Below are 19,937 nucleotides of genomic sequence, written 5' to 3'. Positions count from 1 at the left end.
GCCCGTGGCCTCGCTCGTGGTTCAGGCCCCGACGACCTGGAGCGAGGCCCACAGGGCCAACACCGCGGGTACGAGGGCGGCCGGTACCGAGAGCAGTCCGAGCCGGGTGAACTCGCCCAGCTCGACATCGTGCCCCTGCCCGTGCGCGATGCGCCGCCACAGCAGCGTGGCCAGCGACCCGGCGTAGGTGAGGTTCGGGCCGATGTTCACCCCGAGCAGCACGGCGAGCACCGCGCCGGGCCCGGCCGCCGCGGTCAGCGGCAGCAGGACCAGCACCGCGGGCAGGTTGTTGATCAGGTTCGCCAGCACGGCGGCCAGCACGGCGATGCCGAGCAGCGCGGCGAGACCCGTCCCGTCCGGCAGCACATGGCGCAGTGCGCCCGCGAGACCGTTGTCGACGACCGCGCGTACGACGATGCCCAGCGCGAGGACGAAAGCGAGGAAGGCGGGCGACGCGGCCCGCACCACGGAGAGCGGGGTGGCCCGCCGGCGCACGAGGGCCCGGCCGGCCAGCACCAGGGCCCCCGCCAGCGCCGCCCAGGCCGGCTCGACACCGAGGGCCGAGGTCACCACGAACCCGGCCAGAGTGCAGCCGACGGTGACCAGCGCGAACAGCGGCAACTCGGGCTCGTCGGCAGGGTCGGGGGAGTGCGTGGTCTTCGTCAGGTCGCGGTCGAAGAAACGCCGGAAGACCAGGTACTCCGCGAGGATCGCGACCAGCCACGGCAGCGCCATCAGCGCCGCGAACCGGGTGAAGCTCAGCCCGCTCGCCGCGAACGCCAGCAGATTGGTGAGGTTCGAGACCGGCAGCAGCAGCGACGCCGTGTTCGACAGGTGCGCGCTCGCGTAGGCGTGCGGCTTCGCGGCCACCCCCATCCGGGAGGCCGTGGCGAACACCACCGGCGTCAGCAGCACCACGGTCGCGTCCAGACTGAGGACGGCCGTGATCGCCGACGCCAGCACGAACACCGCCGTCAGCAGCCGTCCCGGCGACCCCGCCGCCCGGCGGGCCATCCACGCCCCGCACGCCTGGAAGAGCCCCTCGACGTCGCAGAAATGGGCGAGCACCAGCACCGCGGCGAGGAACCCGACCACCGGGCCCAGCCGCTCGGCCTCCTGCCGCGCGTGCTCCAGCGAGATCGCGCCGCAGGCGACCGCCGCCCCAGCCGCCGGCACCGCGACCACCGCCTCCGGCCATCCGAACGGGCGCAGCACGGCCCACGTCAGGACGGCGACGAGCAGGACGACGGACAGGGACTCGGCGAGGGGGGTGTTCAGGGGGGATCCTTCGAACGGGATGCGGCGGTGCTCGCCAATGAAAGCAGGCGATGGTAGGAGCCCCACGACCACCCCAGGACGTACCGCTCACCGGGCAGGCGCGGCTGCGCGGCGGGCACGGCTTCACGGAGCCGTCACCCCGGACCACTGCGCCCCCCGACCGCGGGCAGCCGTACCGTCACCTCGCGCGGCGCCCCCCGGGAGGCGACGCCCGCCGCCGGTGTCCGCCGGTCACGCTCCGGTGCCGGGACTGAACGGGATCAGACGCACGGACGACTCGTTTCCGGACACCGGCACCTTTCCGGCCCGCCACGCCACCTTCAGCGGGTCCCGCTCGTCGGGCGGGGTCACCAGGAGCGCCGCCGGAGTCGCCGCGCGCGCCCCGCTGACCTCGGGGTTGGCGAACGACAACCCCGCCCACGCGCTCTTTCCCGGCGCCAGCGTCACCGTCTCGGGCGTAGCGGAGGACCGCTTCGGGTCCGGCCCCAGCTGTTTCCCGGACGCGTCGAGGAAGGCGGCCCCCGGGTAACCGCGCACGGTGCAGGTACGGCTGGACGCGTTGGTCAGGACGATCGGGAAGTTCTCCTGCCCGGCACCCGGGTCGTTGCGGCCGACGGACGCGCGCAGCTCGGAGGTGTGGCAGCGACCGCGGGCCGCGGCCGGAGTGGCGGCGGTCCGGGTGGAGGCCGGCTGCGTGGAGACACCGGGCTCGGTGCTCGGTGTCGCGGTCCTCGCGGTGGGGCCGGTGTCGGCCGGGGCGGCCGAGGTGGTCGTGGTGGTGCCGGACACCGTCCGCGGAGCGCCCGCCGTGTCGTCGCCGCTGCCGCACGCTGTCATCAGGCCGAGTACCGCGACCGCGCCCGCGAGCCGGGTCGCCCGCCGAGCGCTCTGGGATGTCTTCGCCATGTCTGTCCACACTCCCGGAGGTACCTCGCACACGGGGATGTCGATGACCCCACGTGTGTACGGTGCGCTGTGCCCCGGCACAGCGGTCCGACGTGGACGGGCGCAGGAGTTCGCGCTCCGCCCACAACAAATCGTGTCAGCTTCCGGCGCGAACGGCCTCCAGAACGCGGTCCGTGGCCGGGGCGGCGCCGGTCTGGGGTCATCCCTCGTCGACGAGGGAGATCTCCGCCCAGATCGTCTTGCCCTCCGCCGTGTGCCGGCTGCCCCAGCGCTCGGTGAGCTGGGCGACCAGCAGCAGACCGCGGCCGCCCTCGTCCCAGGTCTTGGCCCGGCGCAGGTGCGGAGCCGTGTGGTTGGTGTCGGACACCTCGCAGATCAGAGTGCTCGCGTCATGGATGAGCCGCAGTCTGATCGGGTGGGCGCCGTACCGGATGGCGTTGGTGACCAGCTCGCTGACCACCAGCTCGGCGGTGAACGCCGCGTCGCTCTGTCCCCACCGGCTGAGCTGGCCGACGACCTGCTTGCGGATCGGCGCGACCAGCGCCGGGTCGGACGGGATGTCCCAGGTGGCGACCTGGGAGGCGGGCAGTCCCAGAGTGCGCGCCAGCAGCAGGGCCACGTCGTCCAGGGCGCCGCCCGGCGGGAGCAGCTCGTGCAGTATGCGGTCGCAGGTCTCGTCCAGCGAGCCGGAGCGGGAGCCGGAGTCGGCCGCCAGCGCCTCGCAGAGCAGCGCGTGGCCGGCGTCCACGTCCCGCTCCCGGGTCTCGATCAGGCCGTCGGTGTAGAGGGAGAGCACGGTGCCCTCGGGCAGTTCGATCTCCGCGCTCTCGAACGGCAGGCCGCCCAGCCCCAGTGGCGGCCCCGGGGGCAGGTCGATCTCCTGGGGTGGGCCGCCCGGCGGGAGCATGACCGGCGCCGGGTGCCCGGCCCGGGCCAGCGTGCAGCACCGGGACACCGGGTCGTACACCGCGTACAGGCAGGTGGCGCCCACCTCGCCGGGGCTGCCGTTGCCGCCCGCCTCCGCGGACAGCCGTACCACCAGGTCGTCCAGGTGGGTGAGCAGCTCGTCGGGTGCCAGGTCGATGTCGGCGAGCGTGCGCACGGCGGTGCGCAGCCGGCCCATCGTCGCCGACGCCTGGATGCCGTGGCCGATGACGTCCCCGACGACCATCGCGACCCGCATTCCGGACAGCGGGATCACGTCGAACCAGTCGCCGCCCACCCCCGCCCGGGCCGCCGGGAGATAGCGGGAGGCCGCTACCACGGCGGCCGTACGCGGCAGCGACCGGGGGAGCAGGCTGCGCTGGAGGGCGAGGGCGGTCTCCCGCTCGCGGGAGTAGCGGCGGGCGTTGTCGATGCAGACCGCCGCCCGGGCGGTGATCTCCTCGGCGAGCAGCACGTCGTCCGGCGTGAACCCGTCCGGGCGCCGAAAGCGGGTGAGGACGGCCACCCCGAGGGTCTGGCCGCGCGCCTGGATCGGCACCGACATCGTGGAGTGGATGCCGTACTGCCTTATCCGGTCCAGCCGTACCGTGTCCCAGGAGAGCCAGTCGGCGAGGTCCCCGGTGTCCGTCGACGCCACGATGGTGTGCCCCACCACGATGGAGTCCGCCTGCGGGGACGAGGCGGGGTAGACGTCAACCTGGCCGGGCTTGGCCACCGCCTCCGGGCTGCCGTGGTTGACCGACTGGTGGGCCGCCCGGCGCAGACTGATCGGCGCGGTCAGCCGGTCGGTGAGCGGCTCGCCGCCCGGCTCCGGAGGGTCCAGCAGATCGATGCTGACGAAGTCGGCGAGGGCGGGGACACAGACGTCCGCGAGTTCCTGGGCCGTCCGGGTCACGTCGAGAGTGGTGCCGACGCGGACGCTCGCCTCGTTCACCAGCTGCAGCCGCTCCTGGGCGAGGTACTGCTCGGTGAAGTCGTGGGCGGCGACGCACACGCCCCGCACCCGGCCGGTGTCGTCGGTGATCGGGGCCATCCGGGCCAGCCAGGCGTTCATACGGCCGTCGTCGCCGATCGGCAGGTACGCGCGGACGTCGTGTCCCCGGCCGGTGGAGAGCACCCGGTGCAGATGCTGCTCGATGTCCGAGCTCTGGGCCCGGCCGCTTATCTCCGCCACGCGGAGCCCTCGCACCCGCGCTTCGGGCAGCCCGAGCACCTCGGCCATGGCGGCGTTCATCCGGCGCAGCCGCAGCCGCTCGTCGTAGATCGCGATCGCGCAGGGGGACTGGAGGAGCTGGGCCCGCTCCAGGGGGTCGTCCTCGGGCGGGAGCGGTCCGTCGCCGTCCAGGGGGGTGACCACGAGCCAGTGTCCCGGCGTGGCCCCCTCGGCGCCCCGGTGGTGGGCGAGCAGCCATACGGTCACGGTGGAGCCGTCGCGGTGGCGCAACGTGAGCGTGCCGTCTTCGCGAGGCCCCTCGGGCACGCCTGGCGCGGACGAGTCGGCCAGGAGTTCGGCTGCGGGGCGGCCCACGACCTCGGCGGCGGTGTGACCCAGGAGTATGCGCGCCCCGTCGTTCCATTCGACGAGCGTGCCCGTGTCGTCGATGACCGCCCGCGCGGTGGCGGCATCGTCGAAGGGGTACCCAGGGCTCATCGGCGCCACTCCATTGCGCACACTCACAGTGAACAGGTGCTTTCACTTGGGCTCCAGCGTAGTGCGTCGCGCTCTCCCGCGTACGGGAACCCCAGTGCCGGCGGTCCGGTACCGGACCTCGGTCAAGAGGGAAATCCGGCCGTTGTGGCCCCTGGGGCAGAAGGCCGTTCCCGCACTCTTGACGGGCCCGAGTGGTCGGCCGTCAGAATCTGTTTGTTCACGATCAGTTGTGAGTACTTCTGAGCCCTGATGAGGGAGAGTCGTCATGGTCACGCGTCGATCGGTCTTATTCGCCTCCGCGGCCGCACCGGCTGCCGGAGCGCTGCTGGGCACCCCGGCGGCACGGGCCGCCGAGGCCGCGGCGGACGCGAAGGGCCGCAGTACCGTCGCCCTGCGCGACGGCTGGCGCTTCGCACTGGTCAACCCGGGCGGCATCACCGACCCGACCGGTGCGTACACCGACGCCGCAGCGACCGGCTACGACGACTCCGGATGGCGCGAGGTCGCGGTGCCCCACGACTGGAGCATCGAGCTGGCACCGACCACGCAGAACGGCACCACGAGCGGCACCGGGTTCTTCCCCGGCGGGCTCGGCTGGTACCGCCTCGCCTTCACCCTGCCGCCCGCTCTGGCCGGCAAGCGGATCTCGGTGGAGTTCGACGGCGTCTACATGGACTCGTACGTCCACTGCAACGGCACCGAGGTCGGACGGCACCCCTACGGCTACACCGGTTTCGCCTTCGACCTCACCGACCTGCTGCACACCGACGGCAGCACGGAGAACGTGATCGCGGTCAGGGTGCAGAACCGGCTCCCCAGCAGCCGCTGGTACTCGGGCAGCGGCATCTACCGCGAGGCCCGCCTGGTCGTCACCGAACCGGTGCACGTGGCCCGCTGGGGCACCCGTGTCACCACACCCGAGATCACCGCGGAACGCGCCACGGTCGAGGCGCGGATCTCCGTGCTGAACGAGTCCGGCACCGCGGGCCCGGTCGAGATCCGGTCCCGGATCAAGGACCCTCGCGGGCGCACCGTGGCCCGCGCGGCGACCACGGTCGACGTCGCCGAGCAGGCCACCGAGACCCATGAACTCACCGTTGGCCGACCGCGGTTGTGGGACCTCGAAGCGCCCCACCGCTACACCCTGGAGACCGAACTGCGCGTCGGCGGCAAGGCCGTCGACACCTACCGCACCCCCTTCGGCTTCCGGACCTTCAGCTTCGACCCGGACGAGGGCTTCCACCTCAACGGCACGTACCACAAACTCAAGGGCGTCGACCTGCACCACGACCTGGGCGCGCTCGGCGCCGCGGTCAGCAAGGACGCGATCCGGCGGCAGATGACCATCATGCGGTCGATGGGCGTCAACGCCTTCCGCACCTCGCACAACCCGCCCTCCCCGGAGATGATCGAGGTCTGCGAGGAGCTGGGCATCGTGATGCTGGTGGAGGCGTTCGACTGCTGGCGCAGCCCCAAGACGCGCTACGACTACGGCCGCTTCTTCGACGAGTGGTCCGACCGGGACATCGCGGAGATGGTGCTGGCGGCCCGCAACTCGCCCGCTGTCCTCATGTGGTCGATCGGCAACGAGATCTCCGAGTTCACCTCCACCGCCGGACTCACCATCGCGGACCGCCTCATCGCCGGCATCAAGGCACTCGACGACACCCGCCCCGTCGTGATCGGCTCCCACCGGCACCGCAGCGTGCCCGCCCCCGGCACCCCGGGCGACCTGATCCTCGCCAAGCTCGACGGCCTCGGCCTCAACTACAACACCGCCAAGTCGGTGGACGCCCTGCACGCCCGCTACCCGCACCTGTTCCTCTTCGAGTCGGAGTCGTCCTCCGAGACCTCGACACGCGGCGCCTACCAGGAGCCCGAGCACCTCAACACGGGCGAGAACCACACGCCGGGCAAGCGGGAGACCTCCTCGTACGACAACAACCTCGCCTCCTGGACCATGAGCGGCGAGTACGGCCACAAGAAGGACCGGGACCGGAAGTGGTTCGCGGGGCAGTTCCTGTGGTCCGGCATCGACTACATCGGGGAACCGACGCCGTACGACGTCTTCCCGGTGAAGGGGTCCTTCTTCGGCGCGGTCGACACGGCCGGCTTCCCGAAGGACATGTACCACCTGTTCCGCAGCCAGTGGGTCGCCGAGCCCATGGTCCACCTGCTGCCGATGACCTGGAACCACGAGGAGGGCGCCACCGTCGAGGTGTGGGCGTACGCCAACGTCGACACCGTCGAACTGTTCCTCAACGGCACCTCACTCGGCACCCGGACCTTCGACCGCAAGAAGACCGTCGACGGCCGCGCCTACCTGGAGACCACCGACGCGACCGGCGACGACAAGACCTTCACCGACGGCCCCTACCCGGGCAGCTACACCAGCCCGAACGGCAGCGCGGGCAAACTCCACCTCGGCTGGAAAGTGCCGTACCGGCCGGGCGAGTTGAAGGCGGTCGCCCGCAGACACGGCAAGGTGGTCGCCACCGACGTGCTGCGTACGGCGGGCGGACCGCACGCCGTACGCCTCACCGCCGACCGCCGGTCCCTGGCCGCCGACGGCCGTGCGCTGGTCTTCGTCACCGCGGACATCGTCGACGCCCGCGGGGTGGTCGTGCCGGACGCCGAGCACCTGATCTCCTTCGAGGTGACGGGCGGCTCGCTCGCCGGACTCGACAACGGCCGGGAGGAGAGCGCCGAGCGGTACCAGACCAGTACCCGGACCGCCTTCCACGGCAAGGCGCTGGCGATCGTACGGTCCTCCGCGCGGCCGGGGTCCCTGAAGGTGACCGCCCGGGTGGAAGGTCTGCGGTCGGGCTCCGTGACCGTGCGCACCACCCCCGCCCGGTCGTCCGCCACCACCCCGGCGGCCAGGTTCGAGCCCGACCACCCGGCACCGGTCGACTATCCCTACGCGGACGCCAGTTACTCAGGCCGCCCGGACACGCTGCCCGCCGCGATGCTCGACGGCGATCCGGCCACCGGCTGGTCCAACGCCTTCAGCAAGGCGGCCACGGCTCTACTGCCCGCGTTCGCCGGGGCGCGGGCCGAGGACTGGGTCTCGGTGGACTTCGGGCGCACGCGGACCTTCGACCGGGCGGAGGTCTCCTTCACGCTGAGCGAGACCCACAGCCTGCCCGCCGCTGTCGAGGCCGAGGTGTGGGACGGGGGCGCGTACGTACCGGTGAAGGGCGCGGTCGTCGACTGGGCCACCGCCTCGGACGCCCCGACGGTGATCACCTTCGACGCCGTGCGCGGATCCCGGCTGCGGCTTAGGCTGAACAGCGCGCACCCCGGCGAGGCCCGGGGCGCGGTGCGCGTCAGCAGGCTGGAGGTTCCGGCGGGCTGAAACGGGCGCGGTCGGGACGGGCCAGTCCCGTCCGGACCGTTGACGGAGTGTCATGCTTCCAACAAGCATGGCTGCGTCCGCATCTGGGAGCGCTCCCACGTGAGCGTCACCCGCACCTCCCCCCGAGGAGCCCAGACGTGAAACGACGCAGAACCTCCCTGCTGTCCCTGACGGCCCTGCTGGGCGCGGCACTGGTGGGCCTCCCCGCCCCCGGTGCCGCCGCCGACGAGGTCGAACAGGTCAAGAACGGCACCTTCGACACCACCACCGCGCCCTGGTGGACCACCAGCAACGTCACCGCGGGTCTGTCCGAGGGGCAGCTCTGCGCGGACGTGCCGGGCGGCACCGCCAACCGCTGGGACGCCGCGGTCGGCCAGAACGACATCACCCTGGTGAAGGGGGAGTCGTACCGGTTCTCCTTCACCGCGAAGGGTGCGCCCGACGGACACGTCGTGCGCGCGATCGTCGGCCTGTCGGTGGCGCCGTACGACACCTACTTCGAGGTGAGCCCGCAGCTGAGCGTGTCGGGGAACAAGTACTCCTACACGTTCACCGCACCCGTCGACACCACCCAGGGCCAGGTCGGCCTCCAGCTCGGCGGCAGCGCGGACCCGTTCCGTTTCTGCATGGACGACGTGTCACTCCTTGGCGGGGTGCCGCCCGAGGTGTACGAGCCCGACACCGGGCCCCGGGTGCGGGTCAACCAGGTCGCCTATCTGCCCTCGGGGCCCAAGAACGCGACGCTGGTCACCGACGCGACCACGAAGCTTCCCTGGCAGCTGAAGAACTCCGCGGGCGCGGTGGTGGCCCACGGCTGGACCGTCCCGCGCGGCACGGACGCCTCCTCCGGGCAGAACGTCCACTCGATCGACTTCGGCTCCTACAAGAAGCGGGGCACCGGCTTCACCCTGGTGGCCGACGGTGAGACCGGCCGTCCCTTCGACATAGGCACCGGCGCCTACGAGAAGCTGCGCCTGGACGCCGCGAAGTACTACTACACGCAGCGAAGCGGCATCGCGATCCGCGACGACCTGCGCCCCGGTTACGCCCGCCCCGCGGGCCACGTCGGCGTCGCGCCCAACCAGGGCGACTCGAACGTGCCGTGCCAACCGGGCGGGTGCGATTACACGCTCGACGTCACCGGCGGCTGGTACGACGCCGGTGACCACGGCAAGTACGTCGTCAACGGCGGCATCTCCGTCTGGGAGCTGCTGAGCACCTACGAGCGCTCCCTGACGGCCCGCACCGGACAGCCCGCCGAGCTGGGCGACGGCTCGCTCGCCATCCCGGAGAGCGGCAACAAGGTCCCGGACATCCTCGACGAGGTCCGCTGGGAACTGGACTTCCTGATGAAGATGCAGGTACCGGACGGACAGCCGCTGGCCGGCATGGCCCACCACAAAATGCACGACGAACAGTGGACCGGCCTGCCGCTGCTGCCCAGCGACGACCCGCAGAAGCGTGAACTGCACCCGCCGAGCACCCAGGCGACCCTGAACCTGGCCGCGACGGCCGCACAGGCGGCCCGCCTGTACCGGCCCTACGACCGGGAGTTCGCTGCCCAGGCCCTCACCGCCGCCCGCAAGGCCTGGTCGGCCGCGCTCGCACACCCCGAGATGTACGCCGACCCGGACGACGGCATCGGCGGGGGCGCCTACGCGGACTCCGACGCCACCGACGAGTTCTACTGGGCGGCCGCCGAGCTGTATCTGACCACGGGGGAGAAGGTGTTCGCCGACCGTGTGCTCGCCTCGCCGGTCCACACGGCGGACATCTTCGGGCCCCTCGGCTACGACTGGGCCCGTACGGCCTCGGCGGCCCGCCTCGACCTCGCGACCGTGCCGAGCAGGCTGCCCGGCCGGGACAAGGTGCGCCAGTCGGTGATCAAGGGCGCCGATCGCTACCTCACCACCCTGAGGTCACAGCCGTACGGCATGCCGTACGCCCCCGCCGACAACCTCTACGACTGGGGATCCAACCACCAGATCCTGCACAACGCGGTCGTCATCGCCACCGCCTACGACATCGGCGGCGCGTCGAAGTACCGTGACGGGGCGGTCCAGAGCATGGACTACCTCCTCGGCCGCAACGCGCTGAACATGTCGTACGTGACCGGCTACGGCGAGGTCAACTCCCACAACCAGCACAGCCGTTGGTACGCGCATCAGCTCGACCCCAGCATGCCGGCCCCGCCCGTCGGGACCCTTGCGGGCGGCCCGAACTCGTCCATCCAGGACCCCTACGCACAGAGCAAACTCCAGGGTTGCGTCGGCCAGTTCTGCTACATCGACGACATCCAGTCCTGGTCGACCAACGAGCACACCATCAACTGGAACTCCGCCCTGACCCGGATGGCGTCGTTCGTCGCGGATCAGGCCTGACACCCCACCCGCACCGAACCCGCGCCCCGGCCGCTCACGGGCGGCCGGGGCGAGCCCCACCCCGCTCAGGACGCGTCGTGGAAGACGATCCCGAGGGCGTGCCGGCTGCCGGAGCGCACGACGCTCACGCCGTGCCGCATCGCTCCGGCCGACCAGCCGCGCCGGGTGCGCACCGGGTGGTCCCGGGTGGTGAACACCAGCCCGTGGCCCTGGCGCAGCGCGGTGGCGGTGCCGCGGGACTGCGCGCGGGGACGCTGCTCCACCATCAGGAACTCACCGCCCGTGTAGTCGGTGCCGTACGCGTCGAGACCGACGACCACCTGGAGCGGGAACAGCATCTCCCCGAACACGTCACGGTGCAGCGCGTTCCAGTCGCCCTCGCCGTACCGCAGCAGGATCTGCGCCGACCTGTTCTGCCCGGCCGCGTGGCAGCGCTCCAGCCACTCGCCGAGCGAGTCGGGCCACGGCGCCGGGCGGCCGAGCCGGGCCGCCCAGTCCCGGGCGATCGGCAGCAGCCGCGGATACAGGCTCTCGCGCAGCGCGGCGACCGGGTCGGGCAGGTCGTGCGTGAAATAGCGGTACTGCCCGGAGCCGAAGCGATGCCGCGCCATGTCGACCGTGGTCCGGAACAGCTCCGGCTTCTCGTACAGCGCCGCCAGGTCGCGGCACTCGGCGGGCGTCAGCAGCTGTGCCGTGGTGGCGCAGCCGTGTGTGTCCAGGTCCTCGGCGAGCGCGGGCCAGTCGGTCGCGTCGGCCCGCCGTACGGCCCCGTCGGTGGTGAGGCTCATGAGCCCGCCCCTCCTCGTCCTGTGCGGGTGATGGTGCGTCGGTGTTCTCCCTCCCGAGTCTGCGGCGCGCGCGGGCCCCCGTCCGGCGGGAATCGGACATGGCGTTCCCGCCTCTCCGGTACCGCACACACCCCGTCTTGACCTGCTGGTATTTACGGGTGAGTACCCGCGCGGTACCGTGGATCCATGCCTGCTCTGAACGTGGAATTCAGCGACCGCGAGCTGGAGGACCTGCGGCAGATCGCCAAGGAGCGCGGTACGTCGATGAAGGCACTCGTGCGCGAGGCGGCAGCGGCCGACATCGCCCGGCACCGTGCCCTGCAGGAGGGTGCCGAGGCGTTCCGCCGGTTCTTCGCCTCGCACGCCGACGAGTTCGCGGCCGCCTTCCCCGAGGACGAACCACACACCCGGAGCGAGGGGCGGGTCGCCTGACCGATGGCTCCTGTCGTCCACATCGACGTGCCCTGGTTGCTCCAGCGCCACGAAGAGGTTCTGCCCGACCAGCCCACCGTCAACGACTTCTCCGCGCTGGTGGCCGCCGTCGCCCGCCACCGCGTCGACCCGCCGCGCCTCGGCGTGAACTCCGACCCGGCCTGGCGGGCCGCGGCGCTGCTGCACACCCTCGCCCTGCTCAAGCCCCTGCCGTCGGCCAACGCCCGTTTCGCCTGCGCGACGGCCGTGGCCTACATGTTCGTCAGCGACGTCGGCATCGACCCGCCCTACGGCGCTCTCGTCGACCTGGCCCGCGATCTGATCTCCGGCAAGACGGATGTGTACGGCGCCGCCGACCGGCTGCGCTCCTGGCAGATCTGACGTCCCCAGCGAGACCTGCCGCCCTGCCCTCGGGGCCGCCGACCGAGGGCGGAGGATCGGGGTCGGCGGCCGTCGTCGCGCAGAAGAGCCGCCGTCCTGCGCGGGGCCTCCGAGGAAAGGCCGCTTCCAGTGCACTACGCGGGTCCCCGCGCCGGGAGCGTGCGTGGCGCTCCGGCGTGGGCGCGTGATTCACACGGGGCGCACGCAATGCCGAAATCCAGTACGGGACCGACAAGTTGGCACAGGGTCGCCCAACGAATCTGACTTTCTTGCAATGGTGTGCAGGTTGCCCCGAGCGCCTTGTTGGCCATGAGTGAGTTGTGCAAGGGTGAACCACCGGCGTGGGGGTAAGGGCCGGCCGGCATTCGTTCCCGTGGGAACGGGGCGGATGGACGTTGGTGAATTCACGCTCCCCGCGCCCGCGCCCGAAAGGTGCCGCTCCCCGGGCTCCTTTTCGGCGACCAGAACTTCTGTGTTCCGTATGTGCGTGGGAAGGAATCCGCTCCGTGTTCACCCCCCACCCCCCTCGTCCCCCCTACCCCCCGCTCGGCGGTCCCCCCGAAGAATCCGACGACAGTCTCGGCGCGACCCTCAGAGGCCGCCAGGACCGCGAGAGCAGCCCCGCGGTGGCGCTGCTGATGGCCCGGCACTGGCGGTCGGCCCACGAGTACGCGGTGATCTGCCTCGCCGCTTCGGCGGACAGCGCCTCCATGGCCACCGCCACCGCCTTCCACCAGGTTCTGGACCGGCTGGCCGACGGCGAAACAGCCATGGCGTTACGGCCCCGGCTGCTGCTGGCCGTGCGGGACACGGTCCGGCAGTGGGCGTCCGAGGACCGGATATCGGGTGTTCTGCCGGACATCGGGAAACCCGCGGGTGCTCGCGAGATGCGTACCGCGAAGTCCATGACGCCGGAAAACCGCAAGCTCGCCGAGCGGTCATTTCATGCTCTTCCCGCACTTTCCCGCTGTGTGCTGTGGCACGTGGAGGTGGAGGCGGAACCCATAACCGTCCCCGCCGCTCTGTTGGGCATGGATGCCGACACCGCGTCGGCGGCGCTCGAACAAGCGCGTGAAAAATTCCGCGAAGGATGTGTACATGCCCATCGCGAACTCGCGCCGACCAAGGATTGCCGCTTCTACAACCGCCTCCTCGACGTTCCGATACGCCGGGGCGGAGGACTGCTGCCGGATGTCCAGCACCATCTGGGGGAGTGCCGCTACTGCCGTAACGCCGCCGAACAACTGAGCCATTTCGAGGGCGGGTTGGGGGTCCTGCTCGCCGAGGCGGTGATCGGCTGGGGTGCCCGCCGCTATCTCGACACCCGCCCGGGCCGCAGCCGCGCCGAGGAGGGGACCCACGGCGGCGCCGCCCGGCACGGTGGCGGACGCCGTCGCCTCCTGCCCGGCACCCCAGGCGCACCCGCACTCCACCGCCGGATCCCGGGCGGCCTGCGGTCCTCGCGGACACTGCTCACGGGTGTGGGCCTCGCCTCCGCCGGACTGCTGGCGACGGTGCTGGTGGCCAGCCTCTGGTCGACGGACGACGGGGTCGACCCGGCCGCCTCCACCAGCGCGAACGGCGGCCTCGGCGGGCCGGACACCGGCTCCCCGTCCCCGCCGACTGCCTCCTCCGGCACCGCCCGACTCCCCGCCGCCCCGGGGCGGACCAGGCTGCGCAACGCCGAGGACGACCTGTGCCTCGACATCACGGGCAAGCCGAAGAAGGGGGCCGGGACCGAGCTGGCGGCATGCTCCACCGCGCGGACCCAGCAGTGGTCGTACGAGAACGACGGGCTGCTCCGCAGCGTGGCCGACCCCGACCTGTGCCTCGACTCGCACGTGGACGCCGGAGTGGTGGTGCTCGGCGGCTGCGTCGACGAGAAGGCGAAGCGCGCCGACGACGTGCGCTACGACCTCACCGTGCGGGGGGAGTTGCTGCCCCGCTGGGACGAGCGGCTCGCCGTCACCTTCACCAACGACGACGTGGGCGCCGACATCGTCGTCAAGGTCCGCGACGACTCCACCGAGCAGCGCTGGCTGACCGACCCGAAGTCGACGGCCACCCCGGGTTCACTGTCCATCACCGGGACGGAGAAACCGGCGGCACGGCCCGCCGAGGTGTCGGAGGGGATCTAGGCGGGATCTGGGCGCAATACGGGCGGGATTGGGCGGGAATGGGGCTGTCGCCCTGCTGGTCGACCGGCGGTCGCCGAGGCCCTGACCGCCCTCGGGGCGCTCATCGCGGCTCCGCCACGAGGTCGGCGGGGCCCACGGTGGCCGGGCCGGCGTGGCCCGACAGGGCGAGGGTGAGGTCCAACTCGGCGAGCAGGCAGCGGATCACGTGTTCCACGCCCGCCTGCCCGTCGAGGCCGAGCCCGTAGACGTACGGCCGTCCGACGAGCACCGCCCGCGCGCCGAGCGCCAGCGCCTTGAAGACGTCGTCGCCGGTGCGGATGCCGCTGTCGAACAGGACGGTCAGCCGGTCGCCGACCGCTTCCGCGACCCGCGGCAGCGCGTCGGCCGCGGCGACCGCCCCCGCGACCTGACGGCCCCCGTGGTTGGACACCACCACGCCGTCCATCCCGGCGTCGGCGGCGAGCCGGGCGTCGTCCGGGTGCAGGATCCCCTTGAGGACGATCGGCCCGTCCCAGTGCTCCCTGAGGAACGCGAGGTCCGGCCAGGTCTTGGCCGGGTCCGAGAACATGCCGACGAAGTGCAGGACGGCCGCGTTCACATCCTCGTGCACCGGCTTGGCCAGGCCCGCCCGGAACGCGGGGTCCGAGAAGTAGTTGGCGGTGCCGACGCCGTGCAGGAACGGCAGATACGCCTGGTCGAGGTCGCGCGGACGCCAGGACAGCAACGGGGTGTCGAGCGTGACCACCAGCACGGTGAACCCGGCCGCCTTCGCGCGGTCGAGGAAACTGCGGGCCACCTCGGGATCCTTCGGCCAGTACAGCTGGAACCAGCGTTCGGCGTCCCCCATCGCCTCCGCGACCTGCTCCATCGGCGTGCTCGACGCCGACGACAGGATGTACGGCACGCCCTGCGTGGCGGCGGCCCGGGCGGCGGCCTGCTCGGCCTCCGGGTGCATGATCGACAGCACTCCGACCGGCGCCAGGGCCAGCGGCGCGGGCAGGGCGCGGCCGAGGACCTCGACCGACAGATCGCGCTCGTGCACGTCCCGCAGCATGCGGGGCACGATCCGGCGGCGCTCCAGCGCCGCCCGGTTGGCCCGCGCGGTACTGCCGTCGCCGGCGCTCCCCGCGGCATAGCCGACGGGCCCTGGGCCGAGCCGCTGCTCGGTCAGCTCCTCGAGCCGGGTCAGATCGGTGGGCAGGCGCGGGACGGCGCCCGACATCCCGTTGAGATAGATCTCGTACTGGAAGTCCGCCCAGTGCTTGGCCATGGGTACGTCCCGCCTCTCGTCGCTGAGAACGCGTTGTGCCCCGACGATACTGGCGAGTAAGTGCAGGTCCGCCCACCGGGGCCGGACCCGCGACGTGGGATCAGGCTCCGGCCGCCTCGTGCGGGATCCGGGCGAGTTCGCGGGGCCGGGAGAACATCGGCCAGTTGCCGGTGTCCATCTCGACCAGGTTCCAGTGCTCGCTCTTGAGGAGCTGCGCGACGGCGGGCAGCGGCTCGCGACCGTCGAGCACGCACCTTGATGTACGTCGCCGGGAACTCGCCGAGCGGGCGCTTCAGCAAGGCCGGTTCTTGAGCGTGGCGCCCGGATGAGGGGTGCCGTCGCTCACTACGCGGTCGATCTGCTCGTCGGTGAGGTCCTGGCCCGTGAAGGCGGCCGGGGCCGGCGGCGGCCAGACGCCGTCGTGCTCGGCGAGCGACTGCCGGATGTGGTCGCCGCCGAAGCCCGAGAGGAACGACTCCCCGTCGGTCGGGATGTTGGAGTCCACGAACACCACGTGGGCCAGTCGGTCGCCGATCCGCTCCACCGCCTGTCCCACGGGCACGCACCGAGCCACGCCCCCGCCACCAGAACGAATTGACTCATGCCGCCAACCTGGCGGCCGGGGCCGACCATCGAGTGCCGAGGCGATCAACCGAGGTGGCGAACGAACCCTCCCTCACGTCTCGTCTGCCGACGTGTCCTCCGGTGCCGCGTCCGGTCCCTGCGCGCGGACCCGCTGGACGTGTTCGAGGGACTCCCGCAGCTCGGCCAGCCAGTCGTCGGTGTGGCTCTGGACGAGGCGTACGCACCAGGCGAGCGCGTCACTGCGGCTGCGGGCGACACCGCCCGCGATGAGGGTGTCCAGGACCTGGCGCTCCGGCTGGCGCAGCCGGGTCATCACGGGTGCCGCGACGTGGGTGAACAGGGCGCGTTCGGTGCCGCACACCACGCCCCACGAGACCTTCCGGCCGAACCGGTGCTCGGCGTCCCGTGCCACCGCGATCCGGGCGTCCCGGGTCCGCTCGCGGAACTCCTGGATCCGGCCCTGTACGGCGGCCTCCCGCTCGGCGTCCGAGGCGTCGTCCGCCAGCCGGGGCCCGGGGATCCGGCCGATCACGGTGATCTCCTCGCGGTCCGCCGTGACCTCGACCAGTTCCTCGAACAGGTCGTCGGGGAGGCGGCCGGCGAACCAGCCGCGCAGTTTTTCTAGTTGCTCTGTCGTAATCATGTAATCACCATTACTCCGACCGACCATGAACGCAAGGGTTCGCGGAGGGATGCGCTGAGGGCTGAAGCGGAATGTTTCAGGCCTATTGCCGAGCGGGGGAAATCAGGCCATCGACTCCGATCAGGCGATCAAGAACCGCTCAGTTCCGGGGTCGGGGCGTTCGATTTCTGTCACTTCACGCCACTGATTCAATACGCAAGGTTACTGAAACCTGTGGGTCCGATGTGAGTTTCGGCGGCGGACTCGGCAGACTCGCGCTCGCCGCCGTCGGCACCGATCGAGTCGGTCGGCGGTACACCCTCGAATCGAGCGGAAGGATGCACACAATGCGGAACACCGCGCGCTGGGCAGCAACCATCGGCCTGACGGCCACCGCCGTCTGCGGCCCCCTCACCGGGACCGCGCTCGCCGCCCCGCCCACCGCCCCGACCTCGCTCTACGCCCCGACGGCCCTGGTGCTCACCGTGGGCCACGGCGACAGCGCGACCCTCGCCACTCCGGAACGCGCGGTCACCTTGACCTGCGCTCCGACGTCCTCCGGGACCCACCCGGCCGCGGCGTCGGCGTGCGCCGAACTCCGCTCCGTCGGCGGGGACTTCGACGCCCTGACGGCGAGAAGCGGCGTCCAGTGCACCAAGCAGTACGACCCCGTGGTCGTCACGGTCGACGGCGTCTGGCGGGGCCAGCGGGTCTCCTACGAGCGGACCTTCGCCAACGAGTGCGTGAAGAGCGCCCACGGCAGCAGCGTCTTCACGTTCTGACAGACCGGGATCACGCGGTCCTCGTGATCCTCCCGAGGGCTTGCCAGTTGGGGAGTGTCGGCCCTCGGCACGAAGACCCGTGGTCCCGCAACCGGGGTCGGTGGACGGAGTGGGGCCGTCCGCCGACCCCCGTTTCCGGATTCAGGCCTGGTCGCAATCAGATCAAGTGGCGATTGGTCCCGTTGTGTTCAGGCCCGGTCGCGTCAGGTCTGGTCGTGTTCAGGCCCGGTCGCGGTGGCTGGTGTCGCACCAGGGGTAGCGGCGGCTGCGGCGGCAGGTGCACAGGGCCACTCGGAACCGGTCCGAGGACACCGTGGTGCCGTCCTCCAGTTCCACTTCCACGGGGCCGTCCACCAACAGCGGCCCCCGGCGCCGCATGGAGATCCTGCGGGGCGGGTCAGACGGGGAGTTCGGCACGGACGACCACCAGCTCTTCCTGCTTGTCGGCGGGGGACAGCAGCCCGCGCCCCCGCAGCCAGTTCTCCCGCCCCCGCAGCACCGGACCGAACGTGATCCGGCTGCGTCGGATCACGGAGGCCTTCAGCCCGGTGGTGCGCAGGTGATCGAGCGTCCTGCCGGGGTCGCTGAGCCCTGAATGCACCATCAGCAGGACCCCGCCGGGCCTGAGCAGCGTGGGTGCCTCCCGGCAGATCCGGTCCAGGACGACCCGCCCGTCGTGCCCCGCGTCCCAGGCCCTGGCCCGGCCGCGGGGCGGCCGCAGGCCCGTGGGCGCGGGCACGTACGGCGGGTTGGTGAGGATGAGGTCGAAGGACCGGTCCCGTACCGGGGCGAAGAGGTTCCCGCGCCGGACACGGACCGGCACCCCCGCAACCCGGGCGTTGAGGCGAGCGGTGTACACCGCGCGCCTGGACACGTCCACCGCGGTCACCCGGGCCCCGCGGCGGGCGGCCTCGATGGCCAGCGCCCCGCTCCCGGTGCCCACGTCGAGCACGTCCGCGCCCGGCGCGATCTGCTCCTCGGACAGGGCCCCGGTCAGCAGGGCGGTGTCCTCCTGAGGGATGTACACACCTGGGAGGGCCAGTGGAAGCACCAGTGGATTCACGTCCCCCCGAGTACCCCAGGACATTCAGGAGATACCTGACATTGTGGAAGCCAGGGGTGTGCGCAACGAGGACCGGCCCGCGTTCCAGTCGGCGAGCAGACGCCCGGCGAAACGGTCCTCGACATGTCCGGTGGCATCGATGCCGAAGGCGACATCGGGCCCGAGATGCGGCTCCTCCTCCAGCAGACCGCCGATGACCTCATGGCGTACGACCTGCTCGTGGACCGCGTCGGCCTCCACGTGCTCGTCGTAGAAGAACTCGGCGGCGGCTCCGGCACCGGTGCGCCGCATCGCCTCGGCCAGTCGGCGGGAACCGGGGGAGGAGGTGATCTCGACCGCCGCGAAGTGGCCCACCAGGGCGCCCCGGAGCGAGCGGTGCAGCCCGAACAGGGACATCAGGTTCACCGTGGCCAGCAGCTCGGCCGAGGCCGCGTCCAGGTAGCGGCCGTACGTAGGGTCCAGGCCCAGGTCCGTCATCAGGTCGGCGTACAGGCGGGCGTGCACGCGATCCGGGCGGCCCCCGCCGAACTCGTCGAACTCCACCGCCGCCATCCCCGCCTTGGCCCGGCCCCACAGCCTCGGCAGCACCCAGGCGTGCGGGTCCGCCTCCTTGAGGTGGTAGAGGGAGCGCTGGGCTGCGTACTCGCGCACCTGCCACAGTTCGCCCCGGTCGCGCAGATGGTGGGAGACGCCCGTGCCGTCGACGGGCTCGACCAGGATCCCCGCGAGCGTGTCCTCGACGCTGTCGTGGACGGGGGTGTCCGCACGCAGCGCGGTCAGGAAACGGTGTTCCAGCGCGGCCCGGGTGCGCAGCACCTCCGGGTCCCACTCGCACTCCGGGGCGACGCCCGCGAAGCCGCGGTAGTGCAGCTCGTAGCAGAGGTAGAGGGCGAGCTGGAGGTCATCGCCGTAGACCGGCGCGTCCGCGATGTCCTCGGGGCGCGGCAGCGGTCCGGTGCCCCGCAGGTACTCCGTGACGGCTGCGGAGACCGGCCCTCGCGCCGTCGGCAGAAGTGGCTCCTGGGTCTCGTGCGGCATGCGCGCCGGGTACCCCGCGGGCGGCGGGCCACCCGTCCGAGTGGCCCGCCGCGCCCACGGCCCGTTCCCGGCCGGCGCGCCCTCCGGAACGACCCGTGAGTGCGCCGTTCGAGCAGGTCAGTCGCCCTTGGACTCCTCCTGGGCTCGGGTGTTCGTGGTGATGGCCTCGCCGGCCTCGCCCCGGTGCCGGCGCCGCTCGTCGGAGTCCCGGGTGCGGGTCTCGGCGTCCTCGATCTCGCGCAAAACCTCTTCGAGAGCGGTCTCGGGCGGCTCGTTCCGGTCGTTCTTCCCGGTGTCGGCCATGGTCGGCTCCCTCCTC

The 19,937-nt window shown here is 71.8% G+C and carries 16 protein-coding genes and 1 pseudogene; 6 read left to right on the top strand and 11 right to left on the bottom strand.

Features of this window, described 5'->3' with window-relative positions; translation table 11 throughout:
- Positions 1–21: 21 nt before the first annotated feature.
- The 3 genes from OHA64_RS05565 to OHA64_RS05555 all read right to left on the bottom strand — a co-directional run bounded on the left by OHA64_RS05565 (position 22) and on the right by OHA64_RS05555 (position 4,780).
- The gene (locus OHA64_RS05565) at positions 22–1,278 is read right to left on the bottom strand and encodes an arsenic transporter (protein ID WP_405623874.1); all 1,257 of its coding nucleotides are present in this window, start codon (positions 1,276–1,278) and stop codon (positions 22–24) included.
- Positions 1,279–1,509: 231 nt separating this feature from the next.
- On the bottom strand, positions 1,510–2,184 hold the full coding sequence (locus OHA64_RS05560) for a DUF4232 domain-containing protein (RefSeq protein WP_405608721.1): 675 nt from the start codon (positions 2,182–2,184) through the stop codon (positions 1,510–1,512).
- A 199-nt stretch (positions 2,185–2,383) separates the two neighbouring features.
- Entirely contained in the window at positions 2,384–4,780 is a 2,397-nt protein-coding gene (locus tag OHA64_RS05555) for a SpoIIE family protein phosphatase (protein WP_405608718.1), read from the bottom strand.
- Between the two features lie 265 nt (positions 4,781–5,045).
- On the opposite strand from OHA64_RS05555, the gene OHA64_RS05550 reads away from it, so the two are divergent.
- Entirely contained in the window at positions 5,046–8,138 is a 3,093-nt protein-coding gene (locus OHA64_RS05550) for a glycoside hydrolase family 2 TIM barrel-domain containing protein (protein WP_405608715.1), read from the top strand.
- 137 nt (positions 8,139–8,275) lie between these two features.
- The gene (locus OHA64_RS05545) at positions 8,276–10,519 is read left to right on the top strand and encodes a glycoside hydrolase family 9 protein (RefSeq protein ID WP_405608712.1); all 2,244 of its coding nucleotides are present in this window, start codon (positions 8,276–8,278) and stop codon (positions 10,517–10,519) included.
- 65 nt (positions 10,520–10,584) lie between these two features.
- Here the strand turns inward: OHA64_RS05545 and OHA64_RS05540 are convergent, their stop codons facing one another.
- The gene (locus OHA64_RS05540; protein WP_405608709.1) at positions 10,585–11,307 is read right to left on the bottom strand and encodes a 2OG-Fe(II) oxygenase; all 723 of its coding nucleotides are present in this window, start codon (positions 11,305–11,307) and stop codon (positions 10,585–10,587) included.
- A 186-nt stretch (positions 11,308–11,493) separates the two neighbouring features.
- Between OHA64_RS05540 and OHA64_RS05535 the strand changes: the two genes are divergently transcribed.
- The 3 genes from OHA64_RS05535 (at position 11,494) to OHA64_RS05525 (ending at position 14,258) form a co-directional block, all read left to right on the top strand.
- Positions 11,494–11,739 (top strand): hypothetical protein, encoded by a 246-nt coding sequence (locus tag OHA64_RS05535; protein ID WP_405608706.1) that lies wholly within the window; start codon positions 11,494–11,496, stop codon positions 11,737–11,739.
- Between the two features lie 3 nt (positions 11,740–11,742).
- Entirely contained in the window at positions 11,743–12,120 is a 378-nt protein-coding gene (locus OHA64_RS05530) for a toxin Doc (RefSeq protein ID WP_405608703.1), read from the top strand.
- Positions 12,121–12,626: 506 nt separating this feature from the next.
- Positions 12,627–14,258 carry an RICIN domain-containing protein gene (locus OHA64_RS05525; protein ID WP_405608700.1) on the top strand — a complete coding sequence of 544 codons (1,632 nt, stop codon included), beginning with the start codon at positions 12,627–12,629 and terminating at the stop codon, positions 14,256–14,258.
- 100 nt (positions 14,259–14,358) lie between these two features.
- On the opposite strand, the gene OHA64_RS05520 is transcribed toward OHA64_RS05525, so the two are convergent.
- From OHA64_RS05520 to OHA64_RS05510, 3 genes and pseudogenes are all read right to left on the bottom strand, one after another.
- Positions 14,359–15,528, bottom strand: coding sequence for a lactate 2-monooxygenase (locus OHA64_RS05520; RefSeq protein WP_405608697.1), 1,170 nt, complete (start codon positions 15,526–15,528; stop codon positions 14,359–14,361).
- Positions 15,529–15,628: 100 nt separating this feature from the next.
- Positions 15,629–16,090: pseudogene (locus OHA64_RS05515) on the bottom strand (alpha/beta hydrolase); the annotation flags it as partial.
- A 114-nt stretch (positions 16,091–16,204) separates the two neighbouring features.
- Complete coding sequence (locus OHA64_RS05510; protein WP_405608694.1) at positions 16,205–16,756, bottom strand: hypothetical protein; 552 nt, start codon at positions 16,754–16,756, stop codon at positions 16,205–16,207.
- A 326-nt stretch (positions 16,757–17,082) separates the two neighbouring features.
- On the opposite strand from OHA64_RS05510, the gene OHA64_RS05505 reads away from it, so the two are divergent.
- Complete coding sequence (locus OHA64_RS05505; protein WP_405608691.1) at positions 17,083–17,517, top strand: protease inhibitor; 435 nt, start codon at positions 17,083–17,085, stop codon at positions 17,515–17,517.
- A 219-nt stretch (positions 17,518–17,736) separates the two neighbouring features.
- Here OHA64_RS05505 and OHA64_RS05500 read toward each other — a convergent pair whose 3' ends face one another.
- From OHA64_RS05500 to OHA64_RS05485, 4 genes are all read right to left on the bottom strand, one after another.
- Positions 17,737–17,934 (bottom strand): CDGSH iron-sulfur domain-containing protein, encoded by a 198-nt coding sequence (locus tag OHA64_RS05500; RefSeq protein ID WP_405608688.1) that lies wholly within the window; start codon positions 17,932–17,934, stop codon positions 17,737–17,739.
- Positions 17,915–18,604 carry a HemK2/MTQ2 family protein methyltransferase gene (locus OHA64_RS05495; RefSeq protein ID WP_405608685.1) on the bottom strand — a complete coding sequence of 230 codons (690 nt, stop codon included), beginning with the start codon at positions 18,602–18,604 and terminating at the stop codon, positions 17,915–17,917. The genes OHA64_RS05500 and OHA64_RS05495 overlap by 20 nt, the downstream gene beginning before the upstream one ends.
- Positions 18,605–19,618, bottom strand: a complete 1,014-nt coding sequence (locus OHA64_RS05490) for an iron-containing redox enzyme family protein (protein WP_405608682.1) — start codon at positions 19,616–19,618, stop codon at positions 18,605–18,607.
- A 117-nt stretch (positions 19,619–19,735) separates the two neighbouring features.
- Positions 19,736–19,921, bottom strand: coding sequence for a hypothetical protein (locus OHA64_RS05485; protein ID WP_405608679.1), 186 nt, complete (start codon positions 19,919–19,921; stop codon positions 19,736–19,738).
- Positions 19,922–19,937: the final 16 nt, after the last annotated feature.

This window comes from Streptomyces sp. NBC_00076, assembly GCF_045041235.1.
Taxonomy (GTDB): domain Bacteria; phylum Actinomycetota; class Actinomycetes; order Streptomycetales; family Streptomycetaceae; genus Streptomyces.
This window is presented reverse-complemented; position numbering and strand designations above follow the sequence as displayed.